11 protein-coding genes and 3 tRNA genes are annotated in these 21,752 nt (G+C 62.4%); 4 read left to right on the top strand and 10 right to left on the bottom strand.

All coding sequences use genetic code 11. The features are described from left to right. Positions 1 to 1,326 carry a 30S ribosomal protein S12 methylthiotransferase RimO gene (rimO, locus tag DNK06_RS16910; protein ID WP_131181160.1) on the bottom strand — a complete coding sequence of 442 codons (1,326 nt, stop codon included), beginning with the start codon at positions 1,324 to 1,326 and terminating at the stop codon, positions 1 to 3. Between the two features lie 501 nt (positions 1,327 to 1,827). Here rimO and DNK06_RS16905 point away from each other — a divergent pair. Beyond that, on the top strand, positions 1,828 to 3,888 hold the full coding sequence (locus tag DNK06_RS16905; protein ID WP_131181159.1) for a TonB-dependent receptor: 2,061 nt from the start codon (positions 1,828 to 1,830) through the stop codon (positions 3,886 to 3,888). A 334-nt stretch (positions 3,889 to 4,222) separates the two neighbouring features. Continuing rightward, complete coding sequence (locus tag DNK06_RS16900; protein WP_131181158.1) at positions 4,223 to 5,563, top strand: short-chain fatty acid transporter; 1,341 nt, start codon at positions 4,223 to 4,225, stop codon at positions 5,561 to 5,563. A 146-nt stretch (positions 5,564 to 5,709) separates the two neighbouring features. Here the strand turns inward: DNK06_RS16900 and DNK06_RS16895 are convergent. The 3 genes from DNK06_RS16895 to DNK06_RS16885 all read right to left on the bottom strand — a co-directional run bounded on the left by DNK06_RS16895 (position 5,710) and on the right by DNK06_RS16885 (position 6,181). Further along, positions 5,710 to 5,786: transfer RNA gene (locus DNK06_RS16895), tRNA-Met, on the bottom strand. Between the two features lie 120 nt (positions 5,787 to 5,906). After that, a tRNA-Met gene (locus DNK06_RS16890) sits at positions 5,907 to 5,983 on the bottom strand. Positions 5,984 to 6,104: 121 nt separating this feature from the next. After that, positions 6,105 to 6,181: transfer RNA gene (locus DNK06_RS16885), tRNA-Met, on the bottom strand. 275 nt (positions 6,182 to 6,456) lie between these two features. Between DNK06_RS16885 and dinB the strand changes: the two genes are divergently transcribed. Beyond that, on the top strand, positions 6,457 to 7,527 hold the full coding sequence (gene dinB / locus DNK06_RS16880; protein ID WP_131181157.1) for a DNA polymerase IV: 1,071 nt from the start codon (positions 6,457 to 6,459) through the stop codon (positions 7,525 to 7,527). 320 nt (positions 7,528 to 7,847) lie between these two features. Here the strand turns inward: dinB and DNK06_RS16875 are convergent, their stop codons facing one another. From DNK06_RS16875 to DNK06_RS16850, 6 genes are all read right to left on the bottom strand, one after another. Continuing rightward, complete coding sequence (locus DNK06_RS16875; protein ID WP_131181156.1) at positions 7,848 to 8,249, bottom strand: META domain-containing protein; 402 nt, start codon at positions 8,247 to 8,249, stop codon at positions 7,848 to 7,850. Then, a complete protein-coding gene (locus tag DNK06_RS16870) occupies positions 8,249 to 8,686 on the bottom strand; it encodes a hypothetical protein (protein ID WP_131181155.1) in 438 nt (145 codons plus the stop codon). The genes DNK06_RS16875 and DNK06_RS16870 overlap by 1 nt, the downstream gene beginning before the upstream one ends. 156 nt (positions 8,687 to 8,842) lie before the next feature. Beyond that, positions 8,843 to 10,711, bottom strand: coding sequence for a peptide transporter (locus DNK06_RS16865; RefSeq protein ID WP_131181154.1), 1,869 nt, complete (start codon positions 10,709 to 10,711; stop codon positions 8,843 to 8,845). A 65-nt stretch (positions 10,712 to 10,776) separates the two neighbouring features. Next, positions 10,777 to 15,600 carry a beta strand repeat-containing protein gene (locus tag DNK06_RS16860; protein ID WP_242674683.1) on the bottom strand — a complete coding sequence of 1,608 codons (4,824 nt, stop codon included), beginning with the start codon at positions 15,598 to 15,600 and terminating at the stop codon, positions 10,777 to 10,779. Between the two features lie 10 nt (positions 15,601 to 15,610). Then, complete coding sequence (locus DNK06_RS16855) at positions 15,611 to 18,643, bottom strand: porin (protein ID WP_131181152.1); 3,033 nt, start codon at positions 18,641 to 18,643, stop codon at positions 15,611 to 15,613. Between the two features lie 41 nt (positions 18,644 to 18,684). Continuing rightward, positions 18,685 to 19,737: an alpha/beta fold hydrolase gene (locus tag DNK06_RS16850; RefSeq protein WP_242674684.1), complete on the bottom strand. Its 1,053-nt coding sequence runs from the start codon at positions 19,735 to 19,737 to the stop codon at positions 18,685 to 18,687. A 415-nt stretch (positions 19,738 to 20,152) separates the two neighbouring features. Between DNK06_RS16850 and DNK06_RS16845 the strand changes: the two genes are divergently transcribed. Continuing rightward, positions 20,153 to 21,751 (top strand): argininosuccinate lyase, encoded by a 1,599-nt coding sequence (locus DNK06_RS16845; RefSeq protein WP_131181151.1) that lies wholly within the window; start codon positions 20,153 to 20,155, stop codon positions 21,749 to 21,751. Position 21,752: the final 1 nt, after the last annotated feature.

Here is a 21,752-nt window from a genome sequence, read left to right as displayed (position 1 = left end):
TTAAACCCGCTCAGCCCACATATCGTATTCATCGGCATCGACGATACGCACGCGCACTTTGTCGCCCGGCTGGAAGTCGGTGCCTTCGATAAATACGCTGCCGTCGATTTCCGGGGCATCGGCCCAGGAGCGAGCCACGGCGCCCTGGTCGTCGACTTCATCGATCAGTACGTCCATTTCGCGACCGATCTTCATCTGCAGGCGCGCGGTGCTGATGGCCTGCTGGTGGGCCATGAAGCGATCCCAGCGATCCTGCTTGACGTCATCCGGAACGATGTCCACGTCCAGATCGTTGGCTGGGGCGCCTTCCACCGGCGAGTACTGGAAGCAGCCGACGCGGTCGAGCTGGGCTTCGCTCAGCCAGTCGAGCAGGTACTGGAAGTCCTCTTCGGTTTCACCGGGGAAGCCGACGATGAAGGTCGAGCGGATGGTCAGATCCGGGCACTGCTCGCGCCAGGATTTGATGCGCGCCAGGGTGCGATCTTCGAAGGCCGGGCGCTTCATCAGTTTGAGTACGCGCGGACTGGCGTGCTGGAAGGGAATATCCAGGTACGGCAGGATCTTGCCGGCGGCCATCAGCGGGATGATGTCGTCGACGTTGGGGTACGGGTACACGTAGTGCAGGCGCACCCACACGCCCATGCTGGAAAGCGCTTCGCAGAGCTCTTTCATGCGCGTCTTGACCGGTTGGCCGTTCCAGAAGTCGGTCTTGTACTTGAGGTCGACACCGTAGGCGCTGGTGTCCTGGCTGATCACCAGCAGCTCCTTGACGCCGGCCTTGACCAGGCGCTCGGCCTCGCCCAGCACGTCGCCCACCGGGCGGCTGACCAGTTTGCCGCGCATCGACGGAATGATGCAGAAGCTGCAGCTGTGGTTACAGCCTTCGGAAATCTTCAGGTAGGCATAGTGGCGCGGGGTGAGTTTGATGCCCTGTAGCGGTACCAGGTCGATCAACGGATTGTGATCCTGGCGTGGCGGCACCACTTCGTGAACGGCGTTGACCACCTGCTCGTATTGCTGCGGGCCGGTGACCGACAGCACGCTGGGGTGCACATCACGGATGCTGCCTTCCTCGACGCCCATGCAGCCGGTGACGATGACCTTGCCGTTCTCCTTGATCGCTTCACCGATCACGTCCAGCGACTCGGCCTTGGCGCTGTCGATGAAGCCGCAGGTGTTGACCACCACCACGTCGGCGTCCTGATAGGTCGGCACCACTTCATAACCTTCCATGCGCAACTGGGTGAGGATGCGTTCGGAATCCACCAAGGCTTTCGGGCAGCCAAGGGAGACAAACCCTACTTTCGGGGTGGCGGTGGTGGTCATGCGGGCGAACCTCAGGCTGGGATGATGCGGGCGCTTGGGCGCCTCTGATCAAAAAGTGCGCAATTCTAGCGGCGTGTGCGCGACTTTTCCAGCATTGCCGACGCAGAGGCAGGCAGCTTTTTCGCCGTTGTTGTGATGAGTGGCGTACTGGCCTGGTGGGCCGCTCGTGGGGCCGAGCTCGGATGAGCGCAATTGCCGCATGGTTGGCCATCGCGTCCAGCCATTGCTTCGCTGGCAAGCGCTTTTGGTCAGGGCCATTTCTAAAATATTAATAATGTTATAATGTATCAATTCGGTTCGATGTGAATCGGCTGCCCGCTGCTCGGAGCTGTACGTAACGCCGGGGGAGGTTTCGCGCGTTTCCCGTACAGATCCACCTCGCTTTCATACACGTCGGCGCGCTGATCCGCTGTCTTCGTCGCGTGTATGTGCCGGGGCGCCTACGCCGGCTCTTGCACATCGACTCGTCTGCCCAACAACCGAATCAACATGGAGGTCTTCATGATCCATCGTCACCCACTCGCTTGGGCCGTTGCCGTGGCCCTGCTGCCCGGTGGGCCGCTGCTTGCCGCCGAGGCCAAGCAAACAGTGCAACTCGGCACGTCCGTCGTCAGTGCCAGTGCCTTGAACAGCACTCAGAACGAAATGATCAACCCCGCCGAGGTACTTCAGGGGGAGGAACTGATCCAGCGCCGCGATTCGACCCTGGGAGAAACGCTCAACGGCTTGCCGGGCGTGCATTCCAGCAGTTTTGGTGCTGGCGCCAGCCGCCCTGTGATTCGCGGCCTGGACGGTGCCCGGGTGAAGGTGCTCAGCGATGGCGTGGAAACTCTCGATGCTTCGACCATCAGCCCGGATCATGCGGTGACCAGCGATCCGCTGTTCGCCGAGCGCATCGAGGTGCTCAAGGGGCCGGCGACGTTGCTGTATGGGGGCGGCGCGATCGGCGGTGTGGTCAATGTGCTGGACAAGAAGATCCCTACCCAGGTGCCGGAGAAGGGCTACGAGGGGGATCTCGAGCTGCGTGCCAACACGGTGGCCAACCAGGGCGCCGGGATGTTCGGCATTACCGCCGGTACGGGCAACTTCGCCCTGCGCGCCGAAGGTAGCAAGCGCCAGGATGACGAGTACCGGATTCCCGGCTCGCCCGGCAGGCAGGAGGGGTCGTACAACGACACCGACAGCTACAGCTTGGGCGCCAGCTTCATCGGTGAGCGTGGCTTCCTGGGCGCGGCTTACAGTGAGCAGAATCTGCGCTACGGGCTGCTCGGCCACGAGCACGCCGACTGCCATACCCATGGCCCCAGGGATTGGCACTGCAGCAGTCATGAGCATGACGATCACGATGACGACGATCATGACGATCATGATCACGATGATGAGCACGACCATGATCATGCCGGCGTCCCCTACATCAAGATGAAGCAGAAGCGCTGGGATCTGCGTGGCGAGCTCAACGAGCCGTTGCCGGGCTTCGAGCTGGCCAAGCTGCGTGTCGGCCACAGCAACTATACCCATGATGAGATCGAAGGCAGCGAAGTGGGCACCTCGTTCAAGAACGATGCCACCGATGCGCGCCTCGAACTGACCCACGAACCGCTGTTCGGCTGGCGCGGCGTGGTGGGTGGGCAGACCTCGCGTCGTGACTTCGAAGCATCGGGCGAGGAGGCCTACGTACCACCGACCCTGACCCGCAACCACGCGCTGTTCCTGCTCGAGGAATACAACCTGGGGGACTGGCGCTATGAACTGGGCTTGCGCCACGAGTGGCAGGACATCGATGCGCAAGGCGAGAAGAACACCCGCCATCGCGGCACCTCGGTGTCCGCCGGCGCGGTCTGGACATTCGCGCCCGACTACTCGCTGGGTTTCTCCCTGTCGCGTTCCCAGCGTCTGCCGACAGCCGAGGAACTCTATGCCAACGGCCCTCATGCGGCCACTCGCACGGTGGAACTGGGTAACGTCGACCTAGACGAGGAAACGTCGCACAACGCCGAGCTGACCCTGCGCAAATTCGCCGGGCGTACCACTTTCACCTTCAGCCTGTTCCGCAACCAGGTGGATGATTTCATCTATGCCGCGGATACCGGTCATGACGTGGGCGGCGGTTTCCGCGAGATCGAGTACCGCCAGCAGGACGCCGTGCTGACCGGCGCCGAGGGTTCGTTGACCTACGCGCTCAGTACCACTACCGATGTGACGCTGTTCGGTGATCACGTACGCGGCAAGCTGAAGCGGGGCGGCGATCTGCCACGCATCCCGGCGGATCGCCTGGGCGTGCGTCTGGATCAGGCCTTCAGCGAGGCGCTCAGTGGGCAGCTGGAGTTGTATCGCGTGCAGCGCCAGGGCGACATCGCTGCCTACGAAACCGACACCTCGGGCTACAACATGCTCGGTGCGGGCCTCAGCTACCGTGGCTCGCTGGACGCTACGGACTATCAGCTGTTCGTCAAGGGCAACAACCTGCTAGACGAACGGGCACGCAACCACAGCTCGTTCATCAAGGATGACGTGCTGTTGCCCGGGCGCAACTTGACGCTGGGCGTGCGCTTGAGCTTCTAGATACAGGCCCTGATGCGGATCGTTCGGTGGGGCGATCCGCATCAACTTCCATGCATTCAGGCTTCGCCCGCAGTGCGCTTCTTTGCCATGGCCAATGATGCCGGGGGTCATAAAGCCTGCTTGGCTATCGGGGTGGGGGCTGGGTTCTCATGGAGGCGGCTGGCGGTTACGGGCGAGCCTCAATAAAGCACTACGGCACAGCGCTCGTTCGGTGCCGTGCATCAATCCCCTGACAGATGCGAAACGTTGCCGTATTGGCGTATATGGCATAGGCCTGGGGCCTTTGCTAACCTGCTGTGCACCCATAATAAAAGTATAAAAAGAGGGACACCCCTTGTTCGCCAAGATCACTTCGCTCTGCGTCAATCTGGTGCAGCGCTACCTGCCTTCACCCTTCGTTTTCGCCATGCTGCTGACCCTTATCGTACTGGTGCTTGGCATCTTCGCCACGGGCCAGAGTCTGCCGCAGATGGCCCAGCACTGGGGGAGCGGTTTCTGGAATCTGCTGACCTTCACCATGCAGATGGCTCTGGTGCTGGTGACAGGCCACGCATTGGCCAATGCGCCGCCAGTCAGTCGACTGCTGGATCGGCTGGCCAGTATTCCCAACTCGCCAGGGCAGGCCATCGTCTTCGTGACCCTGGTGGCGATGGCGGCTTCCTGGATCAACTGGGGCTTCGGGCTGGTGGTCGGGGCGGTATTCGCCCGGGCGCTGGCGCGCCAGGTTCAGGGCGTGCATTACCCACTGCTGGTGGCGGCGGCCTATTCCGGTTTTCTGGTCTGGCATGGCGGATTGTCGGGTTCCATCCCTCTGTCGCTGGCGACCGGTGGTGCCGATCTGGAGCGCATCAGCGGAGGCGTTCTGACAGCAGCCATCGGTGTTGAACACACGCTGTTCACCACGCTCAACCTGACCATCATCGCCTTGCTGGTGATCGGCGCACCGCTGCTCAATCGCGCGATGATGCCCAGCACGCCAACGGTGGCTGCGCCGGAGCTGCTCATCGATCCGCCGCCACCGGTCATCCCTCGCGAGACCGGCGCTCAGCGGCTGGACGACAGCCGCATTCTCGGGCTGTTGATCGTAGCGCTGGCGGCCATCTATTTCGTCTACCACTTCGCCACCAACGGTTTCGGCCTGACCCTGAACCTGGTGATCGGCATGTTCCTGTTCGCCGGCCTGCTGTTGCACGGCTCGCCGGAGCGCTACGGGCGCGCTGTTCAGGAAAGCGTGGGCGGCATCAGCGGGATCATCATCCAGTTTCCGTTCTATGCCGGGATCATGGGGATGATGGTCGGTGCCAACGCCGGAGGGGAACCGTTGGGCAAGCTGATCAGCGATCTGTTCATCGACTGGTCATCGCCGGAGACCTTTCCGTTGTTCACTTTTCTCAGTGCCGGGCTGCTGAACATGTTCATCCCCTCTGGCGGCGGTCAGTGGGCGGTGCAGGGGCCGATCATGCTGCCAGCGGGCGAAGTGCTTGGCGTGGCACCGGAAATCACCGCTATGGCCATCGCCTGGGGCGATGCCTGGACGAACATGATTCAGCCGTTCTGGGCCTTGCCGCTGCTGGCCATCGCCGGGTTGGGCGCGCGGGACATCATGGGTTACTGCCTGATCATGCTGCTCTATTCGGGTGTGGTGATCGCTGGAGCGTTCTATTTTCTGGTCTGAGTGCGGGAACTGCAGCCGGATTGAACCGGCTGCAGGAGCCTCACCTCACTGCGCAGGGATCGCTGCGATGAGCTGTTGGGCCCTTTTCAGACGCCCATAAAACGAAAGCCCCGACAGCTAAGCTGTCAGGGCTTTCGTTTCGAAGGTGGTTGCGGGAGCCGGATTTGAACCGACGACCTTCGGGTTATGAGCCCGACGAGCTACCAGACTGCTCCATCCCGCGCCGGCAATTCTATATAAAAACGGATCTCTGTCAATCGATTTATGCTTTTCAATCAATTAGTTAAATCGACAGACCGGAAAAACAAAAAGGCCACTCGATTGAGTGGCCTTTTTGAGTATCTGGTTGCGGGAGCCGGATTTGAACCGACGACCTTCGGGTTATGAGCCCGACGAGCTACCAGACTGCTCCATCCCGCGCCGGCAATTCTATATAAAAACGAACCTCTGTCAATCGATTTATGCTTTTCAATCAATTAGTTAAATCGACAGACCGAGAAAAACAAAAAGGCCACTCGATTGAGTGGCCTTTTTGAGTATCTGGTTGCGGGAGCCGGATTTGAACCGACGACCTTCGGGTTATGAGCCCGACGAGCTACCAGACTGCTCCATCCCGCGGTCGCCATTCTATTCATCTGAGGCATGCTGTCAACGCTTATATTGGAAAAACTGTTTTCCGTTCAGATAGTTAGCATCGGTAGGTGAACGCCTTTGACGAGCCAGCCCCTGCCATGCGGGCTTTTCAGGCGGTTTATGGCGTCAGGGCGAACGGCCTTCATGAGCGATAAACGTGGAGAGCCGGGCTGGAAGACTGTTCTTATATACAGTAAGGTGCCTGTCCTATCCTTGCTCGACCGCATCCGCGGTCGGGCAGCTTTCCCGTTCTCAGGTTTATGGCGCAGCGAAAGATCATCCATATCGACTGTGACGCCTTCTACGCCTCTGTCGAAATACGCGACAACCCGGCCCTGGCCGACAGGCCTATGGCGGTGGGTGGGACGGCGGATCGTCGTGGGGTGATCGCCACCTGCAACTACGAGGCGCGCGCCTATGGGGTGCGCTCGGCCATGGCCTCGGGGCATGCGCTCAAGTTGTGCCCGGATCTGTTGATCGTCAAACCGCGCTTCGATGTGTACCGTGCCGTCTCCCGGGACATTCACACGATCTTTCGCGATTACACCGATCAGATCGAGCCATTGTCCCTGGATGAGGCCTTTCTCGACGTTTCCGCCTGCAACCACTTCGGCGGCAGCGCCACGCGTATCGCGCAGGACATTCGCCGGCGCGTATCCAGCGACCTGCATATCACCGTGTCGGCTGGCGTGGCACCGAACAAGTTCCTGGCCAAGATCGCCAGTGACTGGCGCAAGCCCAATGGACTGTTCGTGATCACCCCGGATCAGGTCGCGGACTTCGTCGCCGAGCTGCCCGTCAGCAAGCTGCACGGTGTGGGCAAGGTGACCGCGGACAAGCTGGCGCGCCTCGGTGTGCGCACCTGCAGCGATTTGCGCGAGTGGAACAAGCTGCGGCTGGTACGCGAGTTCGGCAGTTTCGGCGAACGGTTGTGGAGCCTGGCCCATGGTATCGATGAGCGTGTGGTGCAGACGGACAGTCGACGTCAGTCGATGAGCGTGGAAAACACCTACGATCAGGATCTGCCGGATCTAGAGGCCTGCCTGGCGCAATTGCCGGCCCTGCTGGAGGAGCTGGAACGGCGCATGACTCGTCTGGACGGTAGTTATCGGGCAGGCAAACCCTTCGTCAAGGTCAAGTTCCACGACTTTACCCAGACAACCCTCGAGCAGAGCGGCGCGGCCCGTGATCTGGAAAGCTACCGGATCCTGATGACCAACGCCCATTCACGCGGTAATCGACCTGTGCGGTTGCTGGGCGTGGGTGTGCGCTTGCAGGATTTGCGTGGCAAGCATGAGCAGCTGGACTTGTTCACGCCGCGTGAGCCATAAGTAGTAAAGCGGCGCCAGACGTAATCAGGTGATATCGGCGGCAGTGTTGCGGGCGATGGGTGGTTTGCCGCCGGTTACGCTGGAAGGCCGCTACCGCATCGCCGGCAAGCCGGCTCCTACGAGGCGATGGTTCGGGAGCGAAATTGCCAGGTGATGCATTTTGTAGGAGCCCGCTTGCAGGCGATTGGTGGTTTCCCTGCCGATCACGATGAATGAACACTGTTCGCATCGCCCGCAAGGCTAGGCGCATTGTCAGGTACATAGTGCAATCGGCTGGATAAAGACACTTGCTCCTGCAGTCGCGAATTCGATCCCTGCCGTTACTCGTCAGGCCACAGCCGGATCGGTTTGCCACTGGCCGGCCATAGGCGCAGTTGCTCTATCGGCGAGATATCCCAGCGTTCGATGGTATTCAGGCTTTGCAGGAAGCGACTTTCCTGTTCCATCAGCGCCGGGGCGCACAGTTTGCGGGTGCTTCCGGCTTCGCTGAAGGTCAGCTTGTCACCATCACGTGTATAGCTTGCGAACCAGTGATTGCAGCCGGCGTTGCCGTAAGCACGGCCATCTTCGCCAAGCGTGATGGTCAGATGGCTGCTGTCGATCAGCGGGCGTTCGCCAATCCATTCAACGCGATAAACGCGTTCGGTTTCCAGTTGCACCGGCTTGCCAGCGCAGCCAGCCAGGGTTGCAGTCAGCAAGCCCAGGACGAGGAACGGTTTCATCAAATCTCCTTTTTCAGGCACGTGGGGCACAGGTGTCTGCCCTCCTGTTTGCGCCAGCCGAGTTCTGCGATACGTGCATCGGCGGCTGGTGCCTGGGCTTTCTTGCCCAGAGCACTATCGACCGCGAACTCGAAGTCGAGTTGCTTGCCGCAACCGTCACAGGCGACCTGCCAGTTGAAGATCGACAGCTCGGTAAAAGCCGGCCCGTGCGCGACGGCGACCCATTGGCCGGGCGGATTGATCAGGTGACGAACCTTGTCGACTTGCAGGCGCATGCTCAGATCGCGGCTGCCCTTGAGGCTGACCACCAGGGTGTCGTTGCTCTTGATCGAGCCGCCGTTGCCGGTGACCTGATAACGGCCAGGAGCCAGGGCGCGGCATTCGATCAGGGTGTGTTCGGGGTTGAGCAGGTTGTAGCGGAAATCGTGTTCGGCCATGGTTCCTCCGGGTGAGGAGGGCATTCTACATGGCCTTCTCATGCTGGACTTCCTTGAAAGTGCAGCGTGCCCCATACGGCGTGGATACGGGTAGACACGACGCTGGTTTCAGGCCTGCCGTATTGGTGCGTACCGTTTCGATGTATGGCCGTTCAATCAGTCCATCGTTTGTGAGTGGCAACCCTGGGGGCGGGCCAGACATTCAAGCAAACGTTCGCCGAACACCTCCGGGCGTCCCTCGAATAGCCGCTGCAGCGGCCGTTCATTGGCCAGGTAGTCGTACAACGACAGGCGTTCGCTAGGGCTGCCGGCAAGGCGCGCAGCGGCCTGTATATAGTCGTCGATACTCGTGGCAACGGTCCAGTCGGGAAGGCCGACGCGGCGGAACAGGCCCTCGTCGATGTGTTCGAGCACTTCCGGGCCTGTCTTGCACACGCCGGGCAGGCCGACGGTCAGGGCATCGATAATGCCGTTGGTGTTGCCGAACGGAAATGGGCTGAGAAACAGATCGCAGCGGTTGAAGGTGGCCAGGTATTCCGGGTAGGGCTGGTGTGGGTAGACCTGGGCACCCGGCAGGTAACGATGGATCAGGCGCAGCAGTTGCGGGTAAAGCAAGCCCTGGGCCTGGCCGATGAGGAAATGGAAGCGTACCTGTCTTGCATATCGTTGTTGTGTCAGCAGGGCGATCTGCTGGCAGGCCTGGAGGAAGCGCGGGTTGAGCTTCATGGTGGTGGCGGCGATGGCGATGGCCACTTCATCGCTATCGCCACGCTGAGGTTGGGCGATTGCCACCGGGATGGCCGAGGGGCGGTAGGGCTGGCCGTCGCTGGGCAGCAGGAGCAGCTTCTCGTCGAAGCAGGCCGGGTCGCCGACGAAATCCTCTTCCACGCTGATGTAGTCGATATACCGCGAGCCGGTGGTCGCCGGATGGCCCAGCGCGGCCACCTGCAAGGGCGCCAGGCGCAGGTTGGCGACGAACAGGGTGAGCGGGAACATGCCGACGCTGGGCATGTACAGCACCTGCGGCTGCAGTTCGCCAGCCAGCTCGCGCACCTGGCGCACACAGGCCAGCAGGTCGTTCGGCGCCGTCAGTTCGCTGAAGGCATCGAATACCTGACGACCCAGATCATCGACGTTGCTGGCATAACCCACGGCATGCAGGGTGAAATGCTGCCGCGCCGCCTCCAGGGTTCTGGAGTGGGTGCGATAGATCGAGTGGCCGCCGGAGAACCACTCCAGCACCACCAGCATGGTCGGCTTCTGCTCGGCGTTGCGCGAGGCCGGCAATTGCAGGGAGTCGATACCGTTATCCGCCAGCTTGCGTTCCACCAGGCGGCAGATGGAGCGCTTTATGCGGTGGCGCTGCGGCAGGTCGGCGTAGCTGCAGTGCATGTAGACGTCATGGATGATCGCCACCGGCAACTGATCCAGGCTGTCGAGGCTGTCCAGCCGCGGTGGCAGCCAGGCCAGCAGCGCCTCGCGCTTGGAGTGCGCGGCGGGGGTGCCGAGAAAGCGCGGCGACAGCAGCGCCATGCACAGCGCCACGGTCAGGTTGCGGTTCTGCTGCCAGAGCAGTTCCACGTCCAGCGGCAGTTGCGATTCGGACGAATAGAGTACGCAGAATTTCACCAGATCCGCGGGGGCGACCTCGAAGCGGCCATCTTCGCCGCCATACAGATTGAGGGCACGCAGGATATGGTCGGCGTTGACGAAGGCGCTGGCCGCGAACAGGGAAGACAGCCAGCGCTGGAAGTTGATCAGTTGGTCGAAGCCCGTCGGGCTGATCTGGAAGCCTGGGTCGGAAAACAGGGTGGTGATGGCGCTGGTCAGGCGCGTCAGTACATGTGCCTCCAGTTCCGTGGCAGAAATTGCAGGTGACACCGAAAGCGCGAATTGACCGGACAGCTTGCCGTAGTTGCGGTCGATGATCAGCAGCAGGCGGATCAGTTCACGGGCGGCGCTTTCATGCTGGCGTGAGTAGCAGAGTTGCTCGAAGCGTTCGAGGGAAAACGGTTCTTCGGTCATCGGTATGCCTTGCTCCATGTATTTGCCGACAAGGGCGGGGTCTTACGACTCCGCCCCGCAACGCTTTAGTTTTCTCCGGCAGCCTGCCACTGGGAAAGATCCAGAGCGACCCGGTCGATTTGCGGAGCCAGCGGTGTCTGCCGGTAGTCGGGATATAAAACCTGGCTCCAGGCGTTGCCGGTGATCTGCTGTTGCAGGTAGGCACGTGGCGCTTCGCTGGCGCTGCCCAGGATGCTGCTGTTGACCAGCCCGCCCAGGCGATAGACCACGGCGCCGCTGCCGCTGGCGCCAATGCTGGTGTTGTCGCTGCCATGGGCGATATAGGTGCCACCCGGCGCGTCAGCGTCGATCAACAAGGTGCCGTCCTGCACCCTGAGCAGGTTGTTGCCACTGACGAAGTTCAGCGCCATACCGCCGTGGCTGTACGCGGCGAGCGTGAGGTTGCCGTTGCCGCCAGTAACCAGGCTGTTGGTGCCGTTGCTGGAGCCGTTGAAGGTGATACCGCTGGCACCGTTGTCGCCGCGGCCGCTGAGCAGAATGTCGCCGCTGCTCGATTGCAAGGTGACGCCATTGGGCCCGCTGCGCACGAACACGCCGCTGGCATCCGTACCGCCGTCGCTGCGCCCGTTCAGGGACAGGTTGCCGCTGTTGGTGGCGATGGTCACCGAGCTGGCGCTATTGGACGGGTAGAAGTGAATGCCGTTGGCCGTCTTCGAATAGCCGTCCAGCGTGATCGAGCCGCTGCCAGTGGCGCGCAGTTCGGTCTGCCCGGTCAGCATGCTGATGCCATTGGCATCGGCGGCATGGCCGGTGAGGCTGAGGTGGCCGTTCTCGACGCTGATCAGGTTGTTGCCGCTGCCGTAGAAATCGATGCCGTCGCCAGCACCGGTCGAGCGACCGACCAGGGTAACGTTGCCGTTGCCGGTGGTCTGGATGACGTTGGTCACGCCGAGCAGGGCGATGCCGTGATCCAGCTCGCTGGTATCCGGCGAGTGGAAATGGCCGTCGAGCAGGATATTGCCGCCCTGCGAGGCGATGCGGTTGGTCGAGGCCGTGCCGCTGCCACCGAGGGCGATGGCGTCGGAGGTGCCGACCGAGTCGCCGCGCAGGGTGATGTCGCCACTCTGCGTGGTGATGCTGACGCCCTGCGAGCTGCCGGTGGAATTGAGAAGGATGCCGTAGCCACCGAAGCTGGCGGTGCTGTTGCCATTGATCAGCACGTCGCCGCTGGTGGTCGACAGCTCGATGGCGGCGCCCTCGCCGGATGGGGCAAGATCCACGCCGCGTCCGGAGACGCTGTTGCCCTCCAGGGTCAGGTTGCCGCTCTGGCTGCCGACACGAATGGCGGAATTATCGCCGCTGGCATCCAGATACAGCGCGCGGAAGGAGCCGCTGCCGGTGTTGATGACCGAGTTGTTGGCTGTCAGGCGAACATCGCCCGCTGTGCTGGCGATGTTGATCTGTGCGCCCGGTGTGCCGGCGCTGCCGGAGCCCGAGGCGATCAGCCCCAACGCTGGCGTGCTGCCGCCCGAGCTGTTGCCTGTGACGCTGATGTCGCCGTCGCTCAGCAGGTTGATCGACGCAGTGGAACCGGTGACGTTGAGGATCGTACCGTAGCTGCCACCGCTGTCGCCGGTGAGCAGGATATTGCCGCTGCCGCCAGTGAGGTTAATCGCGCCATTGCCGGCTGCGGCCAGGTACAGGCCGCGACCACTGTCGCTGATGCCGTTGATCGTGAGGGTGCCGCTGCCCACGCCGATATTCTGCGTCGAGCCGCTGGCGGTGGAGCAGATCAGCACGCCGAAGCCGGAGGCGGCATTGCCTGTCAGGGTGACGTTGCCGGAGCCGCTGGCGGCGATGGTATTGGTGGTGCTGAACACTCGCGTGCCGTTGCCGCTGCCGAGGTTGTCAGCGCTGATGTCGATGGAGCCAGTGTCCTTGGTCAGCAGGTTGCTGCCACGGGTAAGGACGAAGGCATCGCCGATCCCGTCGGTGTTGTTTTGCCGGGCGGTGATGCTGATGTTGCCGCCGTCGGCATTGAGCGTGCTGCGGGCAATGTTCACCGCATCGGCGCTGGCGTTGGTCGATGTGGTGCCGTTCAGGGTGATGTCGCCGCCCCGTGTGGCGACGCTGATGCCCTGCGAGCCGCTGGTCGCGTTGAGCAGGATAGCGGAGTCGCCGAAGTTGCCGGTGCTGTCGCCGCTGATCAGTATGTTGCCGCTGGTAGTCGCCAGGTCGATGGTGGCCCCGGTGCCGGAGGCGGCGAGATCCACACCGCGTCCGGAGACACTGTTGCCCTCCAGGGTCAGGTTGCCGCTCTGGCTGCCGACACGAATGGCGGAGTTATCGCCGCTGGCATCCAGATACAGCGCGCGGAAGGAGCCGCTGCCGGTGTTGATCACGTTGTTGTCGGCCGCGAGGCGCACGTTGCCCGTGGTGCTGGCGATGTCGATGGCGCTGCCGCTGCCGGAAGTGATCAGGCCGAGGGCAGGCGTGGTGCCGCCCGAGGTATTGCCTTCGACGCTGATGTCGCCGTCGCTCAGCAGGTTGATCGAGGCGCCGGCGCCGGTGACGTTGAGCACCGTGCCGTAGCTGCCGCCGCTGTCCCCGGCGAGGACGATGTTGCCGCCATCGCTGGCGCCGAGGTTCACCGCGCCGTTACCGGATGCGGCCAGGTACAGGCCGCGACCACTGTCGCTGGCGCCGTTGATCGTGAGGGTGCCGCCGCCCACGCCGATATTCTGCGTCGAGCCGCTGGCGGTGGAGCAGATCAGCACGCCGAAGCCGGAGGCGGCCTTGCCTGTCAGGGTGACGTTGCCGGAGCCGATGGCGGCAATGGTGTTGCTAGTGCTGAAGATGCGCGTGCCATTGCCGCTGCCGAGGTTGTCGGCGCTGATGTCGATGGCGCCGGCACCCTCGGTCAGCAGGCTGCTGCCGCCATGCAGGATGAAGGCGTCGCCACTGCCAGTGGCGCTGTCTTGCCGGGCGGTGATGCTGATGTTGCCGCCGCCAGCATCGATGGTGCTGGCGGAGATGTTCACCGCGTTGGCGCTGGCGCTGGCGCCGGCGGCAAGGGTAGCGGAGGTGGCGCCGCGAATGGTCACGTCGCCGCCACGGGTGTCGATCAGGCTGCCGCCGCGGATCGACACGCCGGTACCGTTGCTGACGTTGGTGCTGGCGTAAGAGCTGGACGGATCGACGGCGCCACCGATGGTCAGATTGCCACCGTTGGTACGAATGGTGGCGTTGTTCAGTGCCACCGAGCCGTTGCCGCTGTTGTTGAAGTTGGCCTGCATCGACACATTCAGCGACTTGCCGTCGGCATGGCTGATGCTGGTGCCGTTCATGTTGATATTGCGGTGGGCGGTCAGCGTCAGGCTGGCATTGCCCTGGGCCTGGACGTTGTCCAGCACGTTGATGTCGCCGGAGGTGCCTGGCCCGGACGAGGTCTGCACGATGATGTTGGCGCCTTCGCTGAGCGACGCATTGAGCGTGGCCGAGCTGAGGTTGGAACTGCGGCCGGCATCCGGTGTGAACGGGCTGCTGCTGGACGTGCCGTTGTTCGCGCCACTGGTGATGTTGATATTGTAGGGATCGAGCAACCAGGTACCGCCCTGGCCCGACGCGGCGCTGAGGTTGACGCGACCGGTGGCATCCAGGACATGGCCGGAGGTTTCCACCAGGCCGCCCTTGCCGCTTTCGCCGCCGCCGATCACGCTGATGTTGCCGTGGAACTGGGTACTGTCGGTGGCCCAGAGAATGACCTTGCCGCCGTCGCCGCTGTTCAGGGCATCGGCCTCGATCCGCGCATTCTGGCCCATATGGGTGGCGCTGGCCTGGTGCAATGGGCCGCTGCCCTGATAGTCGCCACCGAGCAGTACGGTGCCGCCACCTGCATCGCCGGATGCATCGATGCGCGCGTCGTCGAACAGGCCGACGTATTCGCCGGTCATGGTCACTTCGCCACCGCGTTCGCCGGCATTGCGGCCGGATACGTCGAGCACGCCGCTGCTGGCCACCACGCCGCTGTCGCCGCCGTCGAGTACGATGCGCCCGCCGCGTTGCTGCAGGCTGGTCGCCTCGATCACGCCTTCGTTGTTCACCACCTGGTTGAGCATGGCGTTGCTGGCCCGTGCACTCATGATCACCGTGCCGCCATTGGCTTGCAGCAGACCCTGGTTGACCACGCTGGCGTCGATGACGGCTTCGTCGACCTGCAGGTTGATCAGGCCATCGCCGTGGTAGTCGAGGGTGATTTTCTCGCCGCCGCCGAGCACCACCGAGCCCATTTTCGCGACCACGCTGCCTTCGTTGCGCACCTGGGATCCGAGCAGGGCGACGCTGCCGCCATCCGCCGCACGCAGGGTGCCCTGGTTGATCACCGCGCCGGCGCTGCTGCCTCCATGGAAGCGCATCCGCCCGGCCATGAAGTCGTCATCGGCAATCTCCAGCGTGCTGGCTACCAGACCGCCGACATTGACCGCGGCGCTGCTGCCGAACAGCACGCCGGAAGGGTTGATCAGATACACCTGGCCGTTGGCATTGAGCTGACCCAGGATCTGCGACGCATCGCTGGACATGACCCGGTTCAGCGCCACCGCCGAGGTGCCCGGCTGGTGGAAATTCACTTTGGCATCGCGGCCGATATTGAAGGTGTCCCAGGTGGCGATCAGCTTCTGGCTGTTCTGGGTCACGTCCAGGACGTTGCCGGACTGGCTGATGCTGCCGCTGCCGGCGCTGATCTGGCCGTTGCTGGGCAGGACATCGTTGCCCAGCGCCATGGCCTGGATCGGCATCAGGCCGTGCATCACGCACAGCACCGCATAGCTCAGGGGTTTGAGGGAAGGTAGTTGCGGGCGACGGCCGCGACGGGATTGGCTGCTGTTCACGGTCATCTCCTCAGAACGAATAGTTGAAACCAGTACCGATGGCGTTGATGGTGGTACCGACACCCGGGGCGAAGCCGCTGGCGGCGTAGGCGCCAGCCACGGCGAAGTTATAGTTGGCCAACGACTCGTTCTTGAGCAGAACGTAATGGGCGAAGACCTCGGTGTTACGGTTGAAGCGGTAGCCGACGCCGAGGGCGTACTGGCGGGCGCCCATGCCGCTTGTGTCGCATTCGATACCGCTGGCGGAAATCATCGAGCACTCGCCGGGCAGAGCACGGGCGTAGCTGGCACGCAGGCGCCAGGCACCGATGCGATGACTGACGCCGAGCATGTAGGCGCGGCGGCGATATTCGGAAAGGTCGCTGAAGCTGACGCTGTTGTTGATCACGTCGTCCTCGGAGTAATAGAGCTCGTCGGCGATCAGTGACAGCTGGGTATTGCCGAAACGGTAGCCCAGGCCCAGGCGGAAGCTGTAGTCGTTCGACGAGGTGCCATCGGTGACGTGGGTGTTGCTGCCCACGCCGCGGGCGTTGCGGCCGAGGTTGGCGATACCGAAGTAGTTGACGTGACGTTCGGCTGCGGCGACGGCGGTGAAACCACCATTTTGGTAATTGACGCTACCGCCGTAGATGTAGCCGGTGTCGACGTCTTCAGCGGCTTTCATGCCGTTGTTGGAGTAGGCCAGCTTGACGCTCAGCCCGTACCACTGCGGTGACCACCAGGCGACCATGCCGGACTGACGGCGGTTGAATGCGCCGTCCGAGCCTACGCTGCTGTCGGCAGTGCTGGCCGGGCCGGATACGGTACTGGCCAGGCTGCTGTTGAAGCCGGGGGAGCCGATGATGTTGTAGTAGGCCGCACTGGTCTTGCCGAAGAAGGGGTCGAGGCTGGTGGTGCTTTCCTTGAGTGGCATGTCCCATACGCCATAGAGCAGGGTGCCGTAGCGGTCGTCGTCCAGGGCGACCGCCGAGTTGCGCAGGCGGGTGTTGGGCGAGATCGATAGCGGTGCGCTTTCGTCGCCGCCCAGGGTGTAGTTTACCGAGATGCCGTATTCCAACTGCCACAGCACACGTGTGGCGTCGTTGATGGGAATGCCCGCACGCGCGCCGACGTAGGAGACGTTATCGCGCGCACGCCAGTAGCTGGACATGTTGCGTCCGTTGGCGGTGGCCAGCTTGCTCTGGTCGGCCGGGGATGCGCGGGTGGAGTCGCGGCGGTCGATGTACTCGGGCACCAGGCCGAGCGATCCATAGAGGGTCAGTTCGGTAGTCTTGTCGCGGAAGTCCTCGCGCGTACCGAGATCCTTGGCCAAGCCGGCGAAGGCCTGCGGCGAGCCGGTGACCGATAGCCAGAAACGCTTGGAGTCGCGCTCGTCACTGGTCGGGTCGTCGCCCGGGGAGAAGGCCAGGCTGGCATTCATCACCAGGTCGCGGTGATAGACATTGAGGCCGGCGCCATAGCCGTAGCGGGTCAGATGGTTCTCGCTGGCGTCCCAGGGATTCTTGTTCACCCGTACCCGGCCACCGTCGGCGAACAAGGTGCCTTCGGCGATGGCACCGTGGTAATGGCCCAGGTATTTGCGCAGTTCCAGGCGCCCGAGCAGGCCTTCGTCGCCGGCGGCTTCGCCGACCGGGTAGGCTCGTACGCCGTTGGGGCCGCCCAGGCTGAATTTTTCCGAGGCATCGAGATTTTTATTGGCCCACTGGCCGTTCAACGAAGCGAACAGCGAGTAGCCGCCGCCCAGTTCCTGCAGGCGGCTGAACGATACCGAGGCCTTACGATAGGTGCCGGCGGCATTGGCCGTCAGTTGGTCGAGGGCGGCATCGATCGGTGTGTCCTTGTTCAGCTTGCCGATGCCGTAGGCGAGGCTCCAGCGGTTGCTGCCGGCCCAGTCGTCGCGCCAGTCGCCATAAAGAGTGGCGCCGCGAAACACCGCCGATTTCTTCACCGCAAAGGCGCCTGCCTCATCCTCGAAGTGGCGGTGCTCCTCGGCCAGGTTGAACGAAATGTTGGCGTCGCGGCTACGTAGCAGCGAACTGTCGAGAAACACCGAGGAGACGATGGCGGTGCCGCTGGCATCGGCGGTCTTCAGGCTCTTGCCGATTGCATATTCCATCTCCGCATAGCTGGCACCCAGCGTGACGCCGCTGGCGCCCAGCGGTTGGCGATAGCCCAGGCCACGGATTTCCAGCCCCTCGAAGCTGTTCTGGCCGTTGAAGAACAGGCTTTCGCCGAAACCGAGGGCATCGTTGAGGCTGATGTTGTTGGTGACCCGGTTGGTGCCGGTGTAATAGTTGCCGTGGTTGTCGAAGCTGACGCGACCGGTCCAGGCGGTTATCTCGCTGAGTTTGAGGACGATGTCGGCCGCGCCCGGTTCGCGTGAAGGTTGCAGCACGGCACGAACCGAGACACCGGCGATATCCGACAGGCGCAGCAGCACGCGTTCCAGATCGGCTTCGCGGATTATGCTGCCGCTCGGGATGGCATCGACGAAACGCTGCTGCATGCCGGGCCGCAGGCGCACGCCGGGTTCGGGTTCGGCGCGCACCGTGCCGACCTTGCCTTCCTGCACGCCGATGGTGACCACGCCTTCATTGATTTCCTGGGGCGGCAGGTAGGCACGGGCCACCAGATAGCCGCGGCTGCGGTACAGCTCGGTGATACGTGCCGCCGCCTCGCGCAGTTCGGCCAGGTTCAGCTCGCGGCCGGTGTGCCCCTGCAGTTCCTGCAGCAGACGGGACTCGCTGATCTCGCGGTTACCGGTCAGTTTGAAGGCGGTGACCCTGAACCTGGCCGTCTGTTCGGCTGCGCCTGGTGTCACCTGGGGGCGGTCGTCCTGGGGTTCGATACGCACGCTGCCGCGTGGCATGTCCTGGGGCCTTTCTGCCGGGCGCAGGCTGTCGCGGTTGTTGTCGAACAGCGAGCCGGCGGAGGGCAGGGTTTCGGCCTGGGCCTGGACGGTGAATATGGCGGCGGCCAGCAAGGTCAGGTTGCATGGGTGCAGCACCCGACGCGCGGGGGCGTTGAGAGATATCCGAGTCATGGCAAGCTCATTTTTATTTTTGTGGGTGGGCAGACGGTGTATCAGTGCGTCGGGAATATTCCGTTGGCGGCGGTTTCTGTGGCGAACAAACGGGCAACGTTGTGGCCGATGCCGGCGACCTGAAATTGCCGATGATGGATAGGCACCCCCCATTTGCTGGACAGGAAGGCTTCGTAGCGCAGGTAATTGAGTTGGCGCTCGACCCGGTTAGAGCCCTGCATGCTGGCGCCACAGGTACGATCCATGATGCGATCACGCGGGTTGTTATCCCGTTCGCCGACCATGTAGGTCACGTCGCGTGCGGCATAACGGCGAAACAGCTGCTCGGTGTCGAGGCCCTGGCGCGTCAGGTAGAAGGGCGCCCTGTCCAGGCCGTAGCGATAGCGGCTGAAGCTCGGGCACATGATGGTGTGCACCGGCTGGAAGGTTCCGTCCTGCAGGCGGCTGTTCTCGAAATAGACATAGGACGACGGGCTGGACACGACGTAGCGGACGCTGATGCCGCTGCCGGCCAGGCGCTCGTCGCCATCGCCGAGGATGCTGTAGCGCTGCATGAGCTGGCCGCCAGCGGAGTGGCCGATCAGGACGATTTCCTGCATGCCGGGAAAGCGCTTGCGGTCGGCCAGGTGGATGAGCAGGTCGTCGAGCACCGAGAAGCCGGCGATACCAGGTCGACCTTTCTCCGAATCGATGCCGTGCATCCATTTGTCACGTGCCCACAAGGGCATGTCCGCCCCCGCGCGCGGGTCGGTATCGGTGAGGAAGTTGAGAGACAGCAGCAGGGTGTCGGTCGAGCTCAGACCAGCCTTTTTCAGCAGATTCAGGCCGTTCTGGTAGTAGTCGTCGGCATTGCGGCGTACCCCGTGGATCAGCACCACTGCTCGCGTGGCCGGCACTGCTTGCTGCAGATCGGCATTGGCAAAGGTGACGAAGTCATAAGGTTTTGCTTGCCCCAGACGTAGAGTCTGCTGGGTAGCCGTGGCGAGTGTCGTGTGGAAGAGGGTGGCGAGCAGGACGCTGGCAAAGATTGCCACTCTGCGGAAGTCGGGCCAGTTGATAGAGGAACCCAGGGGCCAGAAAACATAGTACGGCATATCCCACCTCGGCAGAGAGCGCAGAGCGGCATCCAGGTAATTCGACGGATGTCGCGCTACTAGCCGTACCCACCTTTGCAGGAAGCGTGAGTCGGCCTGATTGATTGGAGTTATGGGGACGATCCTATCAGCCGTTTTTGCTTAGATAAAATATCTTGAAAATAGAAATTCAATATCTTTAAAGTATGGTGTTGAAGGCGTTGGATCCGGCCATCAGTAATGCCCTGGCCGGGCATGGTGAGTGTGGCGGCGCTCGATAAATCAGTGTGAGCATTTATCCTGTTGGTACTTTTAATGTATTGATTTGATATTTTTAATATATTTCATATCTCTTTGAGTTGCCGCTAGCATCCAGTGGTCACGTCCGTTCTCGAACGGTCGAGCCACCCACGATTTCGAGCGGAACTGAAAAACAATGAGAACAAGAAAGACACTGCTTCACCTGGCCGTTGCCTATGCCCTGTTCATCTCCTATGGCGCACAGGCGGCCAATACTGCCGAGGTACCTTGTCGGACGACTGCAGAGTGCGCGGAGCAGGCCCGCAAGATCGGGGCTACGGTGGACAAATCCGCACTCAAGGGCGGTGCCTACGAAAGCCAGTTTTCCTGGTTGAACCGCATCAACAAGGCGTCCATCGTCATGCTCAGCGAGGAAGGCATCGTTTCCGCGCAGCAGGGCCGGCGTATCGCTGGCGGGGTACAGCACGTGATCGACCAGGCTGGCCAACCCGATGGCAAGCGCCCGAGCGATGTGCTGCAACTCGAACAGATCATGATCGACAAGATCGGCCCGGAGGCTTCGCTGATCCATTCCGGGCGCAGTCGCCAGGACATGTATGCAACCTACCGCCTGGCTGTCCTGCGTGCCCAGGTGCTGGACTATGGCGATGCGCTGAACGCTTCCCGCGCTCGCCTGCTGAAGATTGCCGGGGACAATGTCGACACCCTGATCCCGGCTTATACCAATGGCGTGCAGGCCATGCCGATCAGCTATGCCCATTACCTGCTGGCTTTCGAGGCCGCCTTCGAGCGCGATGCCCAACGTATTCGTGAACTCTATGCGCGCCTCAATCTCAGCCCGATGGGGACGGCGGTGCTGGCCAACTCCGGCTGGCCGCTCAACCGCGAGCGATTGGCCGCGCTGCTGGGATTCGATGGCGTACGCGAGAACTCACTGGATGCCAGCCAGGTATCGACCTACGACATCCCGCTGGAGGCTGCTGGTATCGCCTCGTCTTCGGCTATTCGTGTCGGTGCCCTGATCGGCGACATCCATACTCAATACCACCAGACACGCCCCTGGCTGCTGCTTGACGAAGGGTCGACCTATACCAGCAGCGCCATGCCGCAGAAACGTAACCCCGGACTGTTGATGCGTACCCGCGAATCGGCTTCCGATGTGGTCGGCCTGGCCGGCGCCACCACCATCCGCGCGCATAACGTTACCACCGGCATGACCGACTACAAGGCGGCCTTCGATGATTTGGGGCTGTTCAAGTCCGCCATCGATATGTTCGAGCGCCTGGATATGGTGCTGGATGCCCTGGTGATCAATCCTGAGCGCGCCATGGAGGAACTGGATGCCGACTGGACGACCTCGATGGAGCTGGCCGACACCCTCGAGCGTGAACACAGGGTACCGTTCCGCATCGGCCACAGTTTCGCCTCGCTGATCGTCGGCCAAGCCCGCGAGCAGGGGCTACTGCCCAAGAACTTCCCTTACGCCGACGCGCAAGCGCTCTATACCAAGGCTGCACAGAAGTACCAATGGAAGGAGCAGCGTCTGCCTCTGAGCGAGACCGCGTTCCGTGCGACCTTGTCGCCACGCACCATGGTGCAGACCCGCAAGGGGACGGGTGGGCCGCAGCCGAGCGAGGTCAAGCGCATGCTGGCACAGGCCCAGAAGCGCCTGGGGGCGGACGAGAACCAGATGGGAGAATGGCGTCAGCGCCTGATCAAGGCCGATGCCAATCTGGACAAGGCTTTCGGCCGGCTGGTGTCGGCCGCCAGGTAAA

Source organism: Phytopseudomonas daroniae (genome assembly GCF_004327285.1).
GTDB lineage: Bacteria > Pseudomonadota > Gammaproteobacteria > Pseudomonadales > Pseudomonadaceae > Aquipseudomonas > Aquipseudomonas daroniae.
This window is presented reverse-complemented; position numbering and strand designations above follow the sequence as displayed.

Bases quoted from the DNA above. Each gene is read 5' to 3' on its own strand.
- DNK06_RS16850 (WP_242674684.1), bottom strand. From the start codon at position 19,737: ATGCCGTACTATGTTTTCTGGCCCCTGGGTTCCTCTATCAACTGGCCC.
- DNK06_RS16845 (WP_131181151.1), top strand. From the start codon at position 20,153: ATGAGAACAAGAAAGACACTGCTTCACCTGGCCGTTGCCTATGCCCTG.
- DNK06_RS16905 (WP_131181159.1), top strand. From the start codon at position 1,828: ATGATCCATCGTCACCCACTCGCTTGGGCCGTTGCCGTGGCCCTGCTG.
- rimO (WP_131181160.1), bottom strand. From the start codon at position 1,326: ATGACCACCACCGCCACCCCGAAAGTAGGGTTTGTCTCCCTTGGCTGC.
- DNK06_RS16875 (WP_131181156.1), bottom strand. From the start codon at position 8,249: ATGAAACCGTTCCTCGTCCTGGGCTTGCTGACTGCAACCCTGGCTGGC.
- DNK06_RS16865 (WP_131181154.1), bottom strand. From the start codon at position 10,711: ATGACCGAAGAACCGTTTTCCCTCGAACGCTTCGAGCAACTCTGCTAC.
- DNK06_RS16855 (WP_131181152.1), bottom strand. From the start codon at position 18,643: ATGACTCGGATATCTCTCAACGCCCCCGCGCGTCGGGTGCTGCACCCA.
- dinB (WP_131181157.1), top strand. From the start codon at position 6,457: ATGGCGCAGCGAAAGATCATCCATATCGACTGTGACGCCTTCTACGCC.
- DNK06_RS16870 (WP_131181155.1), bottom strand. From the start codon at position 8,686: ATGGCCGAACACGATTTCCGCTACAACCTGCTCAACCCCGAACACACC.